Below are 16,707 nucleotides of genomic sequence, written 5' to 3' on the forward strand. Positions count from 1 at the left end.
GAGTTTTCCGGTCGCAGCCGATTTCCGGAACTCACCGGCGGACCGGGGCGTCTCTTGCGCCGGAGCGTTTTCGCGTCGTCTGTGAGGCCATCATGAAACGTCTCGTCTGGGCTTTGGTTGCGGTGCTGTTCGTGGCCGTGTTCCCCCCCGCCGTCTGGAGCCAGGGGGTGCTCGTCATCATCGAGCCGGGACGACCGGTTCCCCTCCCCCGCCCGCGTCCGGTTCCCCCTCCGGCTCCGGTCGAGCAGACGTACCGGGTCAAGGAGGTGACCGTGGACGCCCGGATCGTCGACCAGGCGGCCCGGGTCCAGGTGTCGCAGACCTTTCAGAACAGCGGCTCGCGGCAGATCGAGGCCCAGTTCGTCTTTCCCATCCCTTACGACGCGGCGATCGACTCCCTGACGCTCCTGGTCGACGGCAAGGAACTCCCCGGAAAACTGCTCCCCGCCGCAGAGGCCAAGGCCAGATACGAGGCGATCGTCCGCTCCAGCCGCGATCCCGCCCTGCTGCAGTGGATCGGTTCGGGAATGTTCCAGACGAACGTCTTCCCCATCCCGCCGGGGGCGGAACGCAAGGTGACGCTCAGCTACAGCCAGCTCCTGCGGCGCGAGAAGCACCTCACCGACTTTCTGTTCCCGCTGAGCACGGCCCGCTTCTCTTCCCAGGCGGTCGAAAAGGTCTCCGTTCAGATCGGCATCGAATCCGCCACCCCCCTCAAGAGCATCTACAGCCCGACGCACGGGATCGACATCAAGCGGGCCGACGATACCCACGCCCGCGTCACCTACGAACGCTCCAACGATATCCCGAGCTCCGACTTCCGCCTCCTGTTCGACGTTCAGCCCGGCAAGCTGGGGGCCTCGGTCGTCTCCTACCGCCCGACCGACGAAGACGGGTATTTCCTGCTGCTCGCCAGCCCGGATCTGTCGAGGAACATGGTCCGGATTCCCAAGACCGTGATCTTCGTCGTCGACAAGTCGGGGAGCATGACCGGGAAGAAGATCGAACAGGCCAAGGCGGCGCTCAAATTCGTGCTGAACAACCTTCACGAGGAAGACCTGTTCAACATCGTCGCCTACGACTCCGCGGTCGAAGCCTTCCGGCCCGAGCTCGAACGCTACACCGACGAAACCCGGAAGGCGGCTGAAGGATACGTCCAGAACCTGTTCGCCGGCGGCGGGACGAACATCCACGGGGCGACCACGACCGCGCTGGCGATGCTCAAAGACGAGGGCCGTCCGAGCTACGTGATCTTCTTGACCGACGGCCTGCCGACGGTCGGCGAACAGAACGAATCCAAGATCGTGCTGGCGACGAAAGAGGCCAACAAGGTCCACGCCCGGATGCTGAACTTCGGTGTCGGCTACGACGTCAACAGCCGGCTGCTCGACCGGCTCTCACGGGAGAACTTCGGCGCGAGCGAGTATGTCCGTCCCGACGAAGACATCGAGGCCCACGTCAGCGCCGTCTACGGCCGGATCTCGGCTCCCGTTCTCACCAACGTGGACGTCAACTTCGAGTTCGACAGCGCGAAGACGGAAGAGGGAGGCCCCGTCAACCGGATGTATCCCAAGAAGGTCTTCGACGTCTTTGCGGGAGAGCAGGTGGTCATCGTCGGGCGCTACCGCAAGTCCGGAGCGGCCAAGATCCGCATCGGGGGGAACGTCGGACGGGAGGGAGTGAACTTCGACTTCCCGGCGGAGTTCGCGGAGAAGAGCGCCAGCGCCACCTTCGCCTTCGTCGAGAAACTGTGGGCGATGCGGCGGATCGGTGAGATCATCGATGAGATCGACCTGCATGGAAAGAACGACGAGCTCGTGAAGGAACTCGTCGCGCTCTCCACGAAGCACGGCATCCTGACCCCCTACACGTCGTTTCTCGCTGATGAAACCGTCCGTCCGGGTGAGCTGGCTGCCTTGACCGACAACTTCCAACGGGCTGGCGACAACCTCAAAAAGTTGGAGGCGGCGGAAGGGATCTCGGGGGTGGCACAACGGGCTGACAAAGCCGCGCTGCAGAACGCCGGCAACTACGGCGGAGTGCAGAAGAGCGTGATACGGAAGTCCGGGGCGACGCCGGCCCCCGCCGCTTCGGCCCCGTCCTACATCGACGAGAAGACGAATCGAGAGGTCACAACCGACCTGGTGCGGCAGTCCGGGCAGCAGACCCTTTACCGCCGCGGCAAGGTTCTGATGACTCCGAGGACGGCGGACCTCGATCTTGCGAAGGACAAGTCGAAGATCCAGGAGATCGCCCGCTACTCCGAGGCTTACTTCAAGCTGGTGGCGGACAACTCCGCCGCGGACAACGAGATGCTGAGCGCCCAGCACGATGACGAAGAGTTGCTGGTCGAACTTCGCGGGCAGGTCTATCTCATCAAGTGACCCGGACGCGAGAACGGCATCGACGTTCACCGTGACCGAGACTCCGATGTCGACGCCCCGCGGAGCGGCGGTGCGGCACATCGGAGTCTTGGCTTTTTCGTTGGCCGTTGCCGCGAGCGGGCGTCTCAGAACGCCGGCGTCCGGATCGTCCGGTCTGTCCGCGGGGCGGCGCTGATCTGGCCCGAGGGGGCGCCGCCGAAGAGCGACTTGAGAGCGTCGATTGGCGACCCGATTTCCGGATTGGGAACCGCCCGTTGCTGAACAGTCGGCGGGATCGTCGAACTGATCGGAGTCGCTCGGGGCAGCGGCGCCGGCTCGCCCAGGAGCGTGCGGGGATTCTCGTACTGGACCCGTGCCGGAGCCGCGGTCTCCGGAAGACTGCTCGACGCGGGATTGGCGGGCTGCGACGGGATGGTCGACGTGACTTCCGTCGGGCTCACGCGGGCCGGAGGCTTGGCCGTCGTGAATGACTGCTCTGGACTCGCGGCGGGGTCGGTCGACTGCCCGAGCCGCGCGGGCGACTGCGTCGCGGCAATCGGATCGCTCGTCGTCGGAGCCATCGAGCCCTCATCCGTCCGCCGCGTCTGCGAGGGAATCGTCGAAGGTGTCGGCGCCGGCTCTTCCGACTCGAACTTGATCGGCGGGAGGGAGTCGATGAAGTCGGTGAAACCCTCTTCGGTCTTGCTCTTGATCCCTGACGCATAGTCCTGCGTGGACCAGCTGGGAGCGCCCGATTCGGTCGGCGTTCCGAGGGCCCGGTTGAGCGCCCCCTTCGCGATCAGGTCCCCCTTCCCTCCCTGGACGAGCGCGGCGGTGACGTCCGGATACCGCTCCCACATTGCGGGGCTCCAGTTGCGGACATCGACGTAGATGCTCCGCAGCGGCGGACGGACCGTGCGGGCGACGACGACCGGACCTTCCGGCCCGTGGACGACGTGGTAATTCATCGCGAAGTACCCGGCCCCGAGGCCGACGCAGGTCCCGAAGAGAAACGTGCGAATCCCGAACATGATCAGGCTCCAACAGCAGGACGGGTGAACGAACTCACCGGTCACCGTGCTGGAACCCTATCACTCGCCCTCCGGCCAGAAGAGTTTTCCCGGCGGCACCCACGGGGAATCGGTGGCTTCGGGGAGCGCTCGAAGCCATCCTGGGCAGGATCGACGAAGTCACCGGAGGCGGCACACTTTGCCCCATCCGACTCACCGCGCGTCGCTGGAGGCGGCCGTCGATACGACCGACAAGGTCGCTGGCTCTCGGGCCGCGATCGTGCCGGTCGAGGCGCGGATGGAGACTCAGCCCAGCCGCTTCGTCCACGCCGCGAGCTGCTCCTTCACCGGCCCCAGTCCCCCGGACCCGTAGCTCTGGAGCATCCGGACGACGTTACGTGCGCCGAGCGACTCGTACACGTCGTTCTCGATCAGCGGGTTCGCCGCCTGAAACTCGGCGAGAGAAAGATCCGCCAGCCGCTTCTTCGCCGCTTCGCAGTCCGCCACGAGCTTCCCGACGATCTCATGCCCGCTCCGCATCGGGACTCCCTTGCGGATCAGGTACTCCATGAGGGTCGTCGCGTCGAGGAAGCCGTCCTCCAGGCGGGCGTTGATGACGTCCCGCTTCAGGACCGCCTGCTCGACGACCGGGGCCGCGAGGTCGAGGCACGCCGCCACGGTGTCGTAGGCGGTGAACATCGCCAGCTTGTCTTCCTGGAGGTCCCGGTTGTAGGCCAGCGGGAGCCCCTTGATGAGGACGAAGAGCTGCTGGACCGCCCCGATGACGCGGGCCGATTTCCCCCGCGTCAGCTCCAGGACGTCCGGGTTCTTCTTCTGCGGCATGATTGACGAGCCGGTCGTGAAGGCGTCCGGCAGGTGCAGGATCCCGAACTCCGTCGTGCACCACAGGATCCACTCTTCCGCCCAGGTCGAGAGGTGCGCGGCGATCAGGCCCAGCGCGCTCGTGAACTCGACGAGGTAGTCCCGGTCGCTCGAGATATCGAGGCTATTGGCCGCGACACCGTCGAAGCCAAGGTACTGCGCCGTCTTGTGCCGGTTGATCGGCAGCGAGGTCCCGGCGAGGGCCGCCGCCCCGAGAGGCGAGACGTTGACGCGTTTCCGGCAGTCGGCGAGGCGGTCACGGTCCCGCTGGAACTTCTCGGCGTAGCAGAGCCAGTAGTGCGTGGCGCAGACCGGCTGGGCCCGCTGGAGATGGGTGTAGGCGGGAAGGACGACGTCGAGGTCCCGCTCGCCGCGGGAAACGAAGGCCCGCTGGACCGTTTCGAGAAGCTGATCAAGGTGGTCGATCGCGTCGCGGACGTAGAGCTTGATGTCGGTCGAGACCTGGTCGTTGCGGCTTCGTCCGGTGTGGAGTTTTCGGCCCGTGTCTCCGAGTCGGCGGATGAGCTCCGACTCGATGTGCATGTGGATGTCTTCGAGCTCGGTCCGCCACGGCATTTCGCCGCGGTGGATGACCTGCCGGATCTCTTCGAGCGTGGAGACGATCTGGTCGCGCTCGGTCGCGGTCAGGAGGCCGACGTCGGCCAGCATGCGGGCGTGGGCCTGGGATCCGGTGATATCGACGTCGGCGAGGCGGGCGTCGAAGCTGATGGATTCGGTGAAGGCTTCGACACGTTTGTCGGTCGGCTGGGAGAATCGGCCTCCCCAGGCTTTGTGGGACACGGATGACCTCGGCAACGCTGAATGCGGTTTCAGGAGGGAGGTATCGGAGATGGGCCGTCAAGTATCAAGGGAGTGTGCCAGTGGACCGGGTCCAGGGCGGATGCCCTGGTGGCGTGCAGGGGCCACCCCCTGCCCGCCGGAGGCTTGTCTCGTCGGACACTGTTGGAAGGAGTGCGTGTCCAGGCGCGGACGACGTGTCGGATGCCCCCTTCACCAACCCGCGGGGATTGCAAAGCGAGCGGGGTGGTGTGAGGGAGTCCTCAACGCCGGTACCACAAAACGGACATCCGTTGTGCCCCACGGTTCCTCATCGAATTGCCTCCGGCGGCAAGGGGGCGTGGCCCCCTTGACCCCAGCCTGCCGTGGCACGTTGGCTTTGAGCTATGCGAGCCGCGCCGGCATGGACGTCGGCCATCTCCTACCCCCGCTTCAGAATCTCCTTCACGATCCGCCCAGTATTCCCCGCCAGCAGCGTCTCCGGCCCCGTCGGCCGCGTGAACGCCAGATCGTCGGTCCCAAAACCAAACAGGTGCAGCAGCGTCGCGTGGTAATCGAAATGGTTCACCACATCCTGAACCGCCTTGTGACCAAACTCGTCGGTCGCGCCGTGAATGTGCCCCTCCTTCACGCCCCCCCCGGCCAGCCACATGCTGAAACCATAGGTGTTGTGGTCGCGGCCGATGTTCTTTTCGTTCTGGATCACCGGCAGCCGACCCATCTCGCCTCCCCAGTGAACGAGTGTCGAATCGAGCAGCCCCCGCTGCTTGAGATCCTTCACGAGCGCCGCGCTCGGCTTGTCGGTCTTCTTGCAGGCCGCCGGAAGCGACTTGAGGATTCCGCCGTGGTGGTCCCACTGCTGCGTCGACGTGAAGATCTGAATGTACCGCACCCCCCGTTCGATCAGCCGCCGGGCGATCAGGCACCGCGTCCCATAGTCCCGGGTCGCGTCCTCATCGAGCCCGTACATCTTGTGCGTCGACTCGGTCTCCTTCGAGATATCGAGCGCCTCCTTGGCAGCGGACTGCATCCGGGCCGCGAGCTCGTAGCTCGCGATCCGGGCCTGAAGATCGCTTTCGCCAGGATGCGCCGCGGCGTGCTGGCGGTTCATGCTGCCGAGGAAGTTCAGAAACTGGTCCTGCGGCGCTCCGGCCAGGTGCGGCGGCGGATTGAGGTTCAGAATCCGCGGCTCCTTCGGCCGGACGACTGTCCCCTGGTAGAGCGAGGGCAGCCAGCCGTTCGACCACATATCGGTCCCCAGCACCGGCAGCCCGCCGGGATCGGAGAGGACGACATACGCGGGAAGGTTCTGCGTCTCGCAGCCGAGGCCGTAGGTCAGCCACGATCCCAGCGACGGCCGGCCCACCGTGATCCGGCCGGTATTGAGGGCGTAGAGCGACTGACCGTGGTTGTTGACCCCGGTCTGCATCGAGCGGATCAGGGTGATGTCGTCGCAGGTGTCGGACAGACACGGGAGGAGTTCGCTCAGTTCCATCCCGCACTCGCCGCGGGGTTCGAACTTCCAGGGGCAGCCGTAGAGTTTGGCGCTCGACTCGGCCGCGTTGTCGTACTTGATGTCCCCGTCGAACTTCGTCATGTGACGTTTGTTGATCTCCGGCTTGGGATCAAACATGTCGATATGACTCGGCCCCCCCTGCATGAACAGGGAGATCATCGCCGTCGCCTGCGGAGCCTTCGGCGTCGCTTTGAGCAGGAGATCGAAGGTCGGCTTCTCGAGGGCCGGTTTCGGCTTAGGCGGCGCGGCGAGCAGCCCGTCCTGGCGGAGAAGCGAGGCGATCGCCAGTCCGGCGAGTCCGAAGCCCTGACCGGCGAGGAAGTGCCGGCGGGAGAGGCAGGAGGAGTTGCGTGCGGGCATGGCAGTCTGGGGCGATGTGCGTGAGCGGGACGAGGACGTGACGGACCGGCCGAACCGGGCGGGGGTCAGTCGACGTACAGGAACCGGTTCGAACAGAGGAGCGACTGGCAGAAGAGCGCGAGGGCCTGCGTCGGTGCCGGCAGGGCGTTCTTGGCCGGATTGGGATGCGCTGCGAAGTGGACCCGCTGCGCTTCGACGAATGCGGAACCATCGGAGACGACCTCCGTCGCCGGCGCCTCTCCGAAGGCGAGCTCCCAGGCGTGCCGAACCTGGGCAGCCACATCGTCCCCGGCGGTACTCTGGACGCGCTGGGCGAACGCCTCGGACTGCTTCAGGATGAAGTCGCTGTTCATCAGCAGGAGCGACTGCGGCGCGGCGGTGGAGACGTTCCGGACCTCGCAGTTGGGAGCGGTCGACGCGACGTCGAACGGCTCCAGCATCCCCAGCGGCATCGAACGGCGGACCTGGACATAGATGCTGCGACGGGTTGCCGTGTCTCCGGCGCCGTTGGCCTTACCGATCAGGATCCCGTTCCCGTCCCGCTCACCGTCGCCGACGATGATCTGTCCGACGTCGTCCGGAAGGACCGTCGAGGCGGGGCCGAGCATCCGGTCGCTGCGCGTGCCGGCGATGTCGAGAATCGAGTCCCGGATGACTTCCGTCTCCAGCCGCCGCAGCGGCATCCGGCCGAGGAGGAGGTTGTCCTGATCGACACGGTCGAGTTCCGCTGTGCGGGCGGACGACTGGCGGAAGGCGGTCGAGTTCAGGATCAGCCGGTGCAGGTGCTTGACGCTCCATCCGTTCTGGACGAACTCGTCCGCGAGCCAGTCGAGAAGCTCGGGGTGGGTTGGCCGGGCGCCGAGGATGCCGAAGTCACCGGCGCTCGCCACGATTCCGCGGCCGAAGTGGTTCATCCAGATCCGGTTGACGAGGACCCGAGCGACGAGCGGATGCTTGCCGCTTGTGAGCGACTTCGCGAAGGCGAGCCGCCGGCCGGTCGTCGGAATCGCCGGATTGTCCGGGGCGATCGCGGCCACGAGATCCCCGAGGACGCTCAGCTCGCCGGGAGTGACGTCCTGCCGCGGCTGATTGAAGTCGCCGCGGGAGAAGAGCTTCGTCGGAGGAACCTTGCCCGGGACTTCGGTGAGGCACGCCACCATCTGATCGGCGGGCCGCTGGGCCTTCGTCTCGGCGGTCAGCTTGTCGAACTTGTCGTTGTGGTCTTTGACTCGCTTCGGCTCGTATAGGTAGGCGCTCCCCCGCGAGACGTTGAGGCTCGGAAAATCCTTGAGGATCTGGGCGAGCTGCGGCGGCCGGTCCTTCTCAGGAAGGTCACGGGCGTAGGCCGCTTCGGAGGCGAGCTCCCCGTCGAGCTTGGCGAGTTCCTTCTGCAGGATGTCCTGGACGATGTCGTCCAGGGCTTCGCCGCGTTGCGTCGAGATCGCGCGGATCTCCTTGTCGACATCGGCCGCCTTCTGGACCTCCGCGGGCTGCCACAGGCTGACGAGCCGCCCGTTGGGGACTCGCCAGTTTTTCCAGTCGAGGGCGGGCTCGAAGATCGCCCGGAAGCGGTAGTAGTCGACGTGCGAGATCGCGTCGTACCGATGGTCGTGGCATTGGGCACAGCCGACCGTCATCCCCAGGACCGACGATGAGACGATCTTGATCGTGTCGGCCACGACGTCATTGCGGGCCGTGTTGGCGTCCGCGCCGCCGGCGGTCCCATCGGGAGCCATCCGCAGGAAGCCGGTCGCCGCCAGGAGATCCGCCTGGTCCGGCGCGAGGTTCTGATATGGGGGCGTCAGGAGTTCGTCTCCCGCGAGCTGTTCGACCAGGAACCGGTCGAACGGCTTGTCGTCGTTGAAGGCGCGGATGACGTAGTCCCGGTAGCGGAAGGCCCAGGGGCGGACATTGTCCACCTCGGTGTATCCATCGCTGTCGGCGTAGCCGGCGACGTCGAGCCAGTGCCGGCCCCAACGCTCGCCGTAGGCGGGGTTCTCCAGCAGCCGATCGACGAGACGCTCGTAGGCGAGCGGAGCCGTGTCCTGGACGAACGCCTCGGTCTCTTGCGGCGTCGGCGGCAGCCCGGTCAGATCGAACGACAGCCGGCGGATCAGGACTCGCCGATCCGCATCCGGTGAAAGCGACACCCCCTTCTCTTCCAGCGACTTCAGCAGGAAGGCGTCGATCGGCGTCCGGACCTGCTCGGTTTCCTTCACGGCCGGAACAGCGGGTCGCCGCACGGGCTGAAAGGCCCAATAGCCCTTCTCTTCCTCGGTCCACGGCGAATCGACGTTGATGGTCTCTGGTTCCGGGCGGAGCGTCTGGGCTCCGTCGCGGATCCACTGCTTGAGGAGGGCCAGTTCTTCCGGGGAGACTTTCTTGTCCCCTGGCGGCATGTCGCCCGACTCGATCCGCTGGATGAGGAGGCTGGCTTCGGGCTGGTTCGGGACGATCGCCGGGCCGGACTCTCCTCCCTTGGACAGGAACCGGACGAGCCGCAGGTCGAGGCCCCCTTCGGGCTTCTCTTCCTCGCCGTGGCAATGCCAGCAGTGGGTTTTCAGGAGGCCGCGGACATGGGACTCAAAGCGGAGCGGTGCATCGCCGGCGTTAGCGGTTCCGTTCCAGAGGAACAGGCACGCCACGCAGAAGCAGCGAAGGGGATTCAGCACGTGGCGACTCGAGGGCGGGCGGAGGGAAGAGTTGTGAGCGCGCAGGTGGGATAAACCGGAGTTTATTCATTCGGTCGGCCGAGGAGAAGCGTTTCCTGAGGGGAGATCCGGAGCAGGATGGAATTGAGCCGAACTTTCGTGGAATGGTTCGAATCGCGCAGTGGGAGGCTGCATCTTCGCTGATAGCGCAACTCAACCGGGTCCAGGGGGACCCTGGTCAGGGGGTGCAGGGGGCAGAATGCCCTTTGCCCGCCGGAGGCTGTCTCGTCGAGAGATGTCTGAAGGAGGGCGTGTTCAAGCGCGGACACGGTGCCGTATGCCCCCCTCGCCACCCCGCGGAGACTGCAAACCCAGCGGTGTGTTGTGAGGGAGTCCTCAACGCTGGTACCACAAGACGGCCGTCCGTTGTGTCCCACGGTTCCTCATGGAAGTGCCTCCGGCGGCAAGGGGGCGAGGCCCCCTTGACCCCAGCGGCCGTCGCATGTTGGGTTTGAGCTATCGAGCTCGGCCGGCAAGGACGTGCTTCGAGAGACCGACACATGTTGCGTTCGCCGCTGGCCCTCATCCGACGACGTGGCGGTCGAGCTCTCGCACGTGAACCAGGCGGCTACGTTGGAGCATCCGCCGACGCTTCAAGCGCCTCGCGGTGACGACGGATGATGTCCGCCGCCTCCTCGGCAACCGATCGGAACTCCTTCTTCTTCCGCGGCGGAGCCGGCGGAGGACCTGAGCTGGGAGCGGGGGCCGCGAGTCTCAGGCCGGAGCTGTCGCTGCTCGGCGTCGAGCCGGAGACGATCGTCGTGTCGGAGCTGAGCAGCGCCCCCTCTTCCGCGAGCCAGCTGGCAATATCGTCGTCGGAGAGCTTGGGGTCGTTGGCCTTCTTGGCGGCCGGCCGCGCTCCCATCGGAGCCTTACGGCCATCGCCCCCGCTCAACTCGAACGTCAGCGGACCGACCGACAGCGTTCCGCCCGGCCGCAACAGGACTTCTCCCTGGATCGGAACGCCATCCACGAACGTGCCGTTGCGGCTTCCAAGGTCCCGGACCAGCACTCCGTCTTCGACGGGGATCAGGAGGGCGTGCTGGCGGCTGACATCCGACGAGGCAATCTTGATGCGGCAGTCCTCGTCGCGGCCGACGACGACCTGCGCCTCCGCCAGCTTGAGCTTCTTACCCTTGTGCTTTCCGGTCTGAATGATGAGGAGGTGCATGCTGACGCCCAACGGTTTCGAAGAGCCTGGCTGCCCGCCCACCGGTCAGAGTACCGACCGGAGCGAAGGAGAGCGAGATTGAGTTCGGAAAACTGGCCGGCTGATGCCAGGGCCGACTCAGAACCCGGCGAGGTCGGTCGCTCGGCGGACCCGGCTGACCGCCAGGATGAAAGCGGCGGTCCGCAGCGAGACCTTCCGCATCGCCGCCTCCGACCAGACCGACTCGAACGCCAGGGTCATCTGCTTTTCCAGCTTCTCGCGGATCTCCGGGAGGTCCCAGCGGTAGTGCTGGAGGTTTTGCACCCACTCGAAGTAGCTCACCGTCACCCCTCCCGCGTTCGCCAGGATGTCCGGGACGACCACAACGTCCCGTCTTCTGAGGATCTCATCCGCTTCCGGGAGCGTCGGACTGTTGGCCGCCTCGATGACGTACTTGGCGCGGATGTCCCCCGCGTTTTCCCGGGTGATGACGCCACCGAGCGCCGCGGGGATGAGGACCTCGGCGTCGGCGGCGAGGACCTCTTCATTGGTCACCGGCGATCCCCCGCCGAATCCCTTGACTCCCTGTCCCGTACCGGCGTATTTCAGCAGCGCCGGGATGTCGAGGCCGCCGTGGTTGTGGATCCCTCCCGTCGCGTCGGAGATGGCGATGATCTTCGCCCCCGCTTCGTGCAGGAACCGGGCGGTGTAGCTGCCGACGTTCCCGAACCCCTGCAGGGCGATCGTCACGCCGCGCACGTCCTTCCCAAGTTTGCGGAGGAGCGCCTGCGTGATGACCGAGACGCCCCGGCCGGTCGCTTCCTCGCGCCCTTCGGACCCGTGCAGCTCCAGCGGCTTGCCGGTCACGCAGGCAGGGCTGTGGCCGTGGTACTTTTCGTACTGGTTCGTCATCCAGGCCATGACCTGCGCGTTCGTTCCCATATCGGGAGCGGGGATGTCGCTGTGCGGGCCGATCACATCGTGGATCTGATCGACGAACTTGCGGGTCAGGAGCTCCAGCTCGTGCTTCGTGAGGGTCTTGGGATCGACGCTGATCCCCCCCTTCGCCCCGCCGTAGGGAAGGTCGACGACCGCGGTCTTCCAGGTCATCAGCGAGGCGAGCTCGAGAACTTCATCGGCGTCGACGTGGGGGTGGTACCGCATCCCCCCTTTCATGGGGCCGCGGGCGTTGTCGTGCTGGACGCGGTAGCCCAGGAACGTCGCGGTCTCGCCGCTCTCCATGCGGATGGCGACCTGGACTTTGACTTCCCGGAGCGGCGTCAGCAGCAGCTTGCGGTCCGCCGGCGAGAGTCCGATCAGTGTGGCGGCTTCGTCGAAGTACCGGGCGGAGGGGAGCTGTCCCATGAGGTGGTTCCGAGCACAAAGAAGAGAGTCAGGGAGTTGGAATGGTAGTTCGCTACGGAATGCGTGGGGAGAGCGATTCCGCGGCGCCGGGCCTGGCGAATGCCCCCAGGCCGCGACCCTCCGGTGGACCGGCGCTCTCGATTCTCCCCCGCAAGATTGAACATTCCGCATGAGACTGCATGATGCCGGACGAACTCGTTCGCTTTGCGTCCCGATCCCATTGGCAAGGACTCTCTCATGCGCTCTCTGTTCGTTCTTCTCGCACTGCTCGCCGCGCCGGGTCTCGCGCGGGGCGTCGGCCCCGAACCGCTTCTGCTCTGGCCGGACGGCGCACCGGGCGCCGTCGGCACGGAGACGAGCGACAAGCCGAGCATCCGGGTCTATCCCCCGGCCCCCGAGAAGAACACCGGGGCGGCGGTCGTGATCTGTCCCGGCGGCGGATACGCCGTTCTGGCCTACGACCACGAGGGACACCAGCTCGCCGAGTGGTATCGGGACATCGGCGTGACCGGCATCGTCCTGCAGTACCGGCTCGCCCCCCGCTACCGCCACCCTGCCCCGCTGCAGGACGTCCAGCGGGCCATCCGCACGGTGCGGTCCAAGGCGGCCGAGTGGAAGGTCGATCCGGACCGCGTCGGCGTGATGGGCTTCTCGGCCGGCGGGCACCTCGCCTCGACCGTTTCGACGCATTACGACCTCGGGAAGGCCGACAGTCAGGACCCGATCGACCGGCTGAGCTGCCGCCCGAGCTTCACCGTCCTCGGCTACCCGGTCGTCAGCCTGTCGGCGGAGTACTCACACAAGGGATCGGGCAAGAACCTGTTCGGCGACAAGGCGACCGATGAGCAGCTGAAGGAGCTCTCGAACGACCTGCACGTCACGAAGGAGACCCCGCGGGCCTTCCTGTTCCACACGAGCGAGGACCGGGGTGTTCCGGCGGAGAACAGCGTGGCCTACTACTCGGCCCTTCTGAAGAACGGCGTCCCGGCCGAACTCCACATCTATCAGTGGGGACCGCACGGTGTCGGCATGGCGCCCGGAGAGCCGGAGGTCGAGACGTGGATGAACCAGCTGCATGGCTGGCTCCGCTCGAGCGGCCTGCTCTCGACGAAGAAGCGGGCGCACGTGAAGGGGATGATCACCGTCCAGGGGAAGCCGCTCCGCTGGGGGACGATTACCCTGACGCCGAAGGAAGATGAGAACGCGCCGGCCGGATGGGCGATGGTCCGGGACGGCAAGTTCGACATTCCTGCGGTCCGCGGCGCGGCGGTCGGTGTTTCGCAGGTGACGATTCGCGACCTGGGGGCGGTTGAGCCGCACCCGACGATCGAGAACATCAAGGAAATCAGCCCTCCGAAGGGGGCGTTGGTTGCCGAGGTGAAGGAAGGGGACAACACCTTCGACTTCAATCTGCAGAACTAGAAGTCCGATGTGCGGTGTCGGGCCCGCCGCCGCCCGTTTCGGGGTGGCGGTCGGCTCGAACCGCGTTCTTGCCGGCACGACTCTGCTCGCTCAAACCCAATGTGCCACGGCAGCTTGGGGTCAAGGGGGCCACGCCCCCTTGCCGCCGGAGGCACTTCCATGAGGAACCGTGGGACACAACGGGCGTCCACTTTGTGGAAACAGCTATGAGCACGCCTTCACACCACGTAGCTGGCTTTGCAATCGCCGCTGGTTGGTGAGGGGGCATACGACACCGTATCCGCGCTTGGACACTCACTCCTTCAGACATCTCTCGACGAGAGGGCCTCCGGCGGGCAAGAGGGCGTTGCCCCCTTGCATCCCCCACCAGGGGTTCCCCCTGGACCCCGGTTGACTGGCGATGCTGGTTGCGCCCTGCCTCCCTGCTCCCCGCGCCTCCATCGTTCACAAACGACCGCGCAATCCTCAGTCCTCACCAATAGAAAAACGGAAGGCGACCGGACATTCCAGCCGCCTCCCGTCTTGAGGAGGCAAGTCTAGGAGGAGCGGAGTGTTGCCCCGCTCCTCTCTCTTCGCTGTGATCAGCTGCCGCTCAAAGAGCGGCAGCGATCACTGACAACTGACAACTGACAACCAACAACTCGCTCAATATCCCGGGTTGCCGACGGCGGCCAGGAACTCGCGAGCGAGATCCCGGCGGATCCCCTGCTGAGCATCGTACCGGCTCAGCCAGTACTGCAGTTCCTCGTTCGTCGGCTGACGGCCGATCAGCATCTGGTGCAGATTGACGATGTACTGCACCTTGTCCCGGTCCGCCTGATTCCACACCAGCGGCATGCCGAGGATGTCCGCCTGGACGTCCTGCATCGTCAGGCCACGGTCGAACTGGCTCTGGTAGACGAGGAGCTCCTGGGCGCTCGGATCGCGCTTGAGGTACTCCCGGAACCACGCGACGACCCGCTCGATCTGCTGATCGCGCGAGGCATACGGATTGCCAACGCCGTTGTAGGCCGTGACGCGATCGAGAACGAGCGAAAGCTGGTTCGACGAGCCAGGGGCCAGGACCTGGACCGGCTGCTGCATCATGTACATAGTCTGCCCGCCGGTGACGATGCTCGCCGTCAGGACGTACGTCCGGCGGGAGTCGACCAGCTGCGGATCGAAGTCGATCTCGAACGGGACCGGGTACTGGTTCTGCGTCGTCACGATCCGCCGGGTGTTCAGCGTCACCATCGGGGCACCGGGCCGGACGATCTCTTTGAGCTCGACGAGAGCGATCGAGTTCGCCGGCAGGCGGTAGTTGTCCCGATAGGTGATCTGGCCGGTGATCCGCGACAGCCGCGAGTCGAGCTGGACCGGCAGGTTGACCAGCATCCGGTTGCGGCGGTCCATGACGAGCATGTTGACCCAGCCGTTGCGATCGGCGAGCCGCTCGAACTCGGAACTCGTGTCATAGAGCGTGCCGTTGACGTAACCGACCTGGAATCCGTTGACGGAGATGATCACGTCTTCCGGCTCGAGACCGGCCCGGGCGGCGGAGCCACCCTGGACGACCTGAACGATGCGGACGCCCGTGTCGGTGTCCTTGGAGTACACGCCCAGCCGCCACCGCGGCTGCTGCGTTCCCCCGGAAACGATCGACGGGTTGATCCGCGACGGATCCGGCACCGGCACGTTGACCGTTCCGGGGACGGCGATCCGGCTCCGGTCGATCGACGGCTGGAAGTCAAACCCGCCGGGATACGACAGCGACGGCGTGACGGCGCCCGGAATGTTGTTCAGGGCCGGGTTGTAGTACGTACCCGACGTCGAGGTCGGGATGATCGACTGGTACTGGCTCGAAGCAGGGCGCTGGGGGTCGACGGCCAGCGCGGTTCCCGCGCTCAAGGCCAGGACCGCGGCACCCCAAACGGACGGTTTCATGAAAGACTCCTTCCGATGTGTTTCTTATCGCGAACGCCGGGCGTCCGGCCAGGCGTTCGAATGAATGATGGGAGAAAGACGGGAGCAGCGGATTACTCGACGGCCTTGAGGTCCACCGAGTCGAGAGCGATCTGAGCCGGCTTCGAGGAGACCGGGGTGAAACCGGCCTTCACGACGTCTTCCTGGCCCATCCGGCTGAAGACGTACTTGATGAACTCCCCTTCCAGCGGGCTGAGCTTGGTCTTCGGAGCGTGGTTGACCACGAGCTGCAGCGGGCGGACGAGCGGGTAGGAACCGGTCGCGCTCGGCAGGCAGTCGATCGGGAAGTATTCCCCCCCTTCCTGTGTCGCGATCGGCACCGCCTTGGTCCCCGGGTACTCGTAGGTCGCGCCGGCAAAGCCGACGGCGCTCGGGCTCTTGGCGATGTTCTTGACCATCTCCAGGTTGTCTTCCTGGCGGAGGCAACCCTTGTGGAACTCCCCACCCATCAGGACCACTTCCTGGAAGAAGATCTGCGAGCCCGTGGTCGGGCTGCGGACGAAGCAGGAGATCGGCTGGGCGGCCATCGGGCCGCTGATGCCGAGGTCGCCCCAGGTCTGGGCCTGCTTCTTGGCTCCCCGCTTGAGCGTGGAGGAGAAGATGGCGTCGAGCTGGGCGACGGTCAGACCCTGGATCGGGTTGTCGATATGGACGTAGATCGCCTGCCGCTCGAGGCAGGAGACGAGCATGTGGGGCGGATAGCCCTTCTTGTCCGTGAATTCCTTGATTTCTTCAGCGAGCACTTCGCGGCTGAGGAGGCCGAAGTGGGCTTCCCCGTCGCGGACGGAGTTGACGGCGTTGATCGAGCCCTTGACCACGACCTCGACGGTCACGTCCGGATGGAACCGCTCGAAGCTGTCCTTCCAGACGGCGGCGACGCCGGACATCGTTTCCGAGCCGATGAGCTTGAGCCGACCCTTGATCGGTTCCAGACCGGGACGGTAGGGCCCGAGCTGGGGGTCCAGCGCGGCCTGGGCCATGACGGGGGCTGCGGACGCGAAGAACGTGCACAGCACGGCCAGAGCAGCAAACAGTTTTGCTCCGTGCTTCAACATGAAGAAACCTCCTCCCTGGGTCTGAAACGGGACCGGTCCATCGGCAACCGGCCTGAGACTCGACACGGCCTCGATGGAGATTCCCTCAACGGGAAAGCCAACCGGGGCGGGGG

At 65.7% G+C, this 16,707-nt stretch carries 10 protein-coding genes; 2 read left to right on the plus strand and 8 right to left on the minus strand.

What is annotated here, in order from left to right:
* Window positions 1-92: 92 nt before the first annotated feature.
* Window positions 93-2,384 (plus strand): VIT domain-containing protein, encoded by a 2,292-nt coding sequence (locus VT03_RS28200; protein WP_075096096.1) that lies wholly within the window; start codon window positions 93-95, stop codon window positions 2,382-2,384.
* A gap of 125 nt (window positions 2,385-2,509) precedes the next feature.
* Here the strand turns inward: VT03_RS28200 and VT03_RS28205 are convergent, their stop codons facing one another.
* The 6 genes from VT03_RS28205 to VT03_RS28230 all read right to left on the minus strand — a co-directional run bounded on the left by VT03_RS28205 (window position 2,510) and on the right by VT03_RS28230 (window position 12,155).
* Window positions 2,510-3,394, minus strand: a complete 885-nt coding sequence (locus VT03_RS28205; RefSeq protein WP_075096097.1) for a hypothetical protein — start codon at window positions 3,392-3,394, stop codon at window positions 2,510-2,512.
* Between the two features lie 285 nt (window positions 3,395-3,679).
* Window positions 3,680-5,056, minus strand: coding sequence for an argininosuccinate lyase (argH, locus tag VT03_RS28210; RefSeq protein ID WP_075096098.1), 1,377 nt, complete (start codon window positions 5,054-5,056; stop codon window positions 3,680-3,682).
* A 418-nt stretch (window positions 5,057-5,474) separates the two neighbouring features.
* Window positions 5,475-6,929, minus strand: coding sequence for a DUF1501 domain-containing protein (locus VT03_RS28215; protein ID WP_075096099.1), 1,455 nt, complete (start codon window positions 6,927-6,929; stop codon window positions 5,475-5,477).
* Between the two features lie 65 nt (window positions 6,930-6,994).
* Window positions 6,995-9,601, minus strand: coding sequence for a PSD1 and planctomycete cytochrome C domain-containing protein (locus tag VT03_RS28220; RefSeq protein ID WP_075096100.1), 2,607 nt, complete (start codon window positions 9,599-9,601; stop codon window positions 6,995-6,997).
* Window positions 9,602-10,208: 607 nt separating this feature from the next.
* Window positions 10,209-10,811, minus strand: a complete 603-nt coding sequence (locus tag VT03_RS28225) for an FHA domain-containing protein (protein ID WP_075096101.1) — start codon at window positions 10,809-10,811, stop codon at window positions 10,209-10,211.
* Between the two features lie 117 nt (window positions 10,812-10,928).
* On the minus strand, window positions 10,929-12,155 hold the full coding sequence (locus VT03_RS28230; RefSeq protein ID WP_075096102.1) for a Glu/Leu/Phe/Val family dehydrogenase: 1,227 nt from the start codon (window positions 12,153-12,155) through the stop codon (window positions 10,929-10,931).
* Between the two features lie 237 nt (window positions 12,156-12,392).
* On the opposite strand from VT03_RS28230, the gene VT03_RS28235 reads away from it, so the two are divergent.
* On the plus strand, window positions 12,393-13,577 hold the full coding sequence (locus tag VT03_RS28235; protein ID WP_075096103.1) for an alpha/beta hydrolase: 1,185 nt from the start codon (window positions 12,393-12,395) through the stop codon (window positions 13,575-13,577).
* Between the two features lie 645 nt (window positions 13,578-14,222).
* Here the strand turns inward: VT03_RS28235 and VT03_RS28240 are convergent.
* Both VT03_RS28240 and VT03_RS28245 read right to left on the minus strand, forming a co-directional pair.
* Complete coding sequence (locus VT03_RS28240) at window positions 14,223-15,500, minus strand: YbaY family lipoprotein (protein WP_075096104.1); 1,278 nt, start codon at window positions 15,498-15,500, stop codon at window positions 14,223-14,225.
* Between the two features lie 92 nt (window positions 15,501-15,592).
* Complete coding sequence (locus VT03_RS28245) at window positions 15,593-16,594, minus strand: PstS family phosphate ABC transporter substrate-binding protein (protein ID WP_075096105.1); 1,002 nt, start codon at window positions 16,592-16,594, stop codon at window positions 15,593-15,595.
* Window positions 16,595-16,707: the final 113 nt, after the last annotated feature.

The sequence above is a fragment of the Planctomyces sp. SH-PL14 genome (genome assembly GCF_001610835.1).
GTDB lineage: Bacteria > Planctomycetota > Planctomycetia > Planctomycetales > Planctomycetaceae > Planctomyces_A.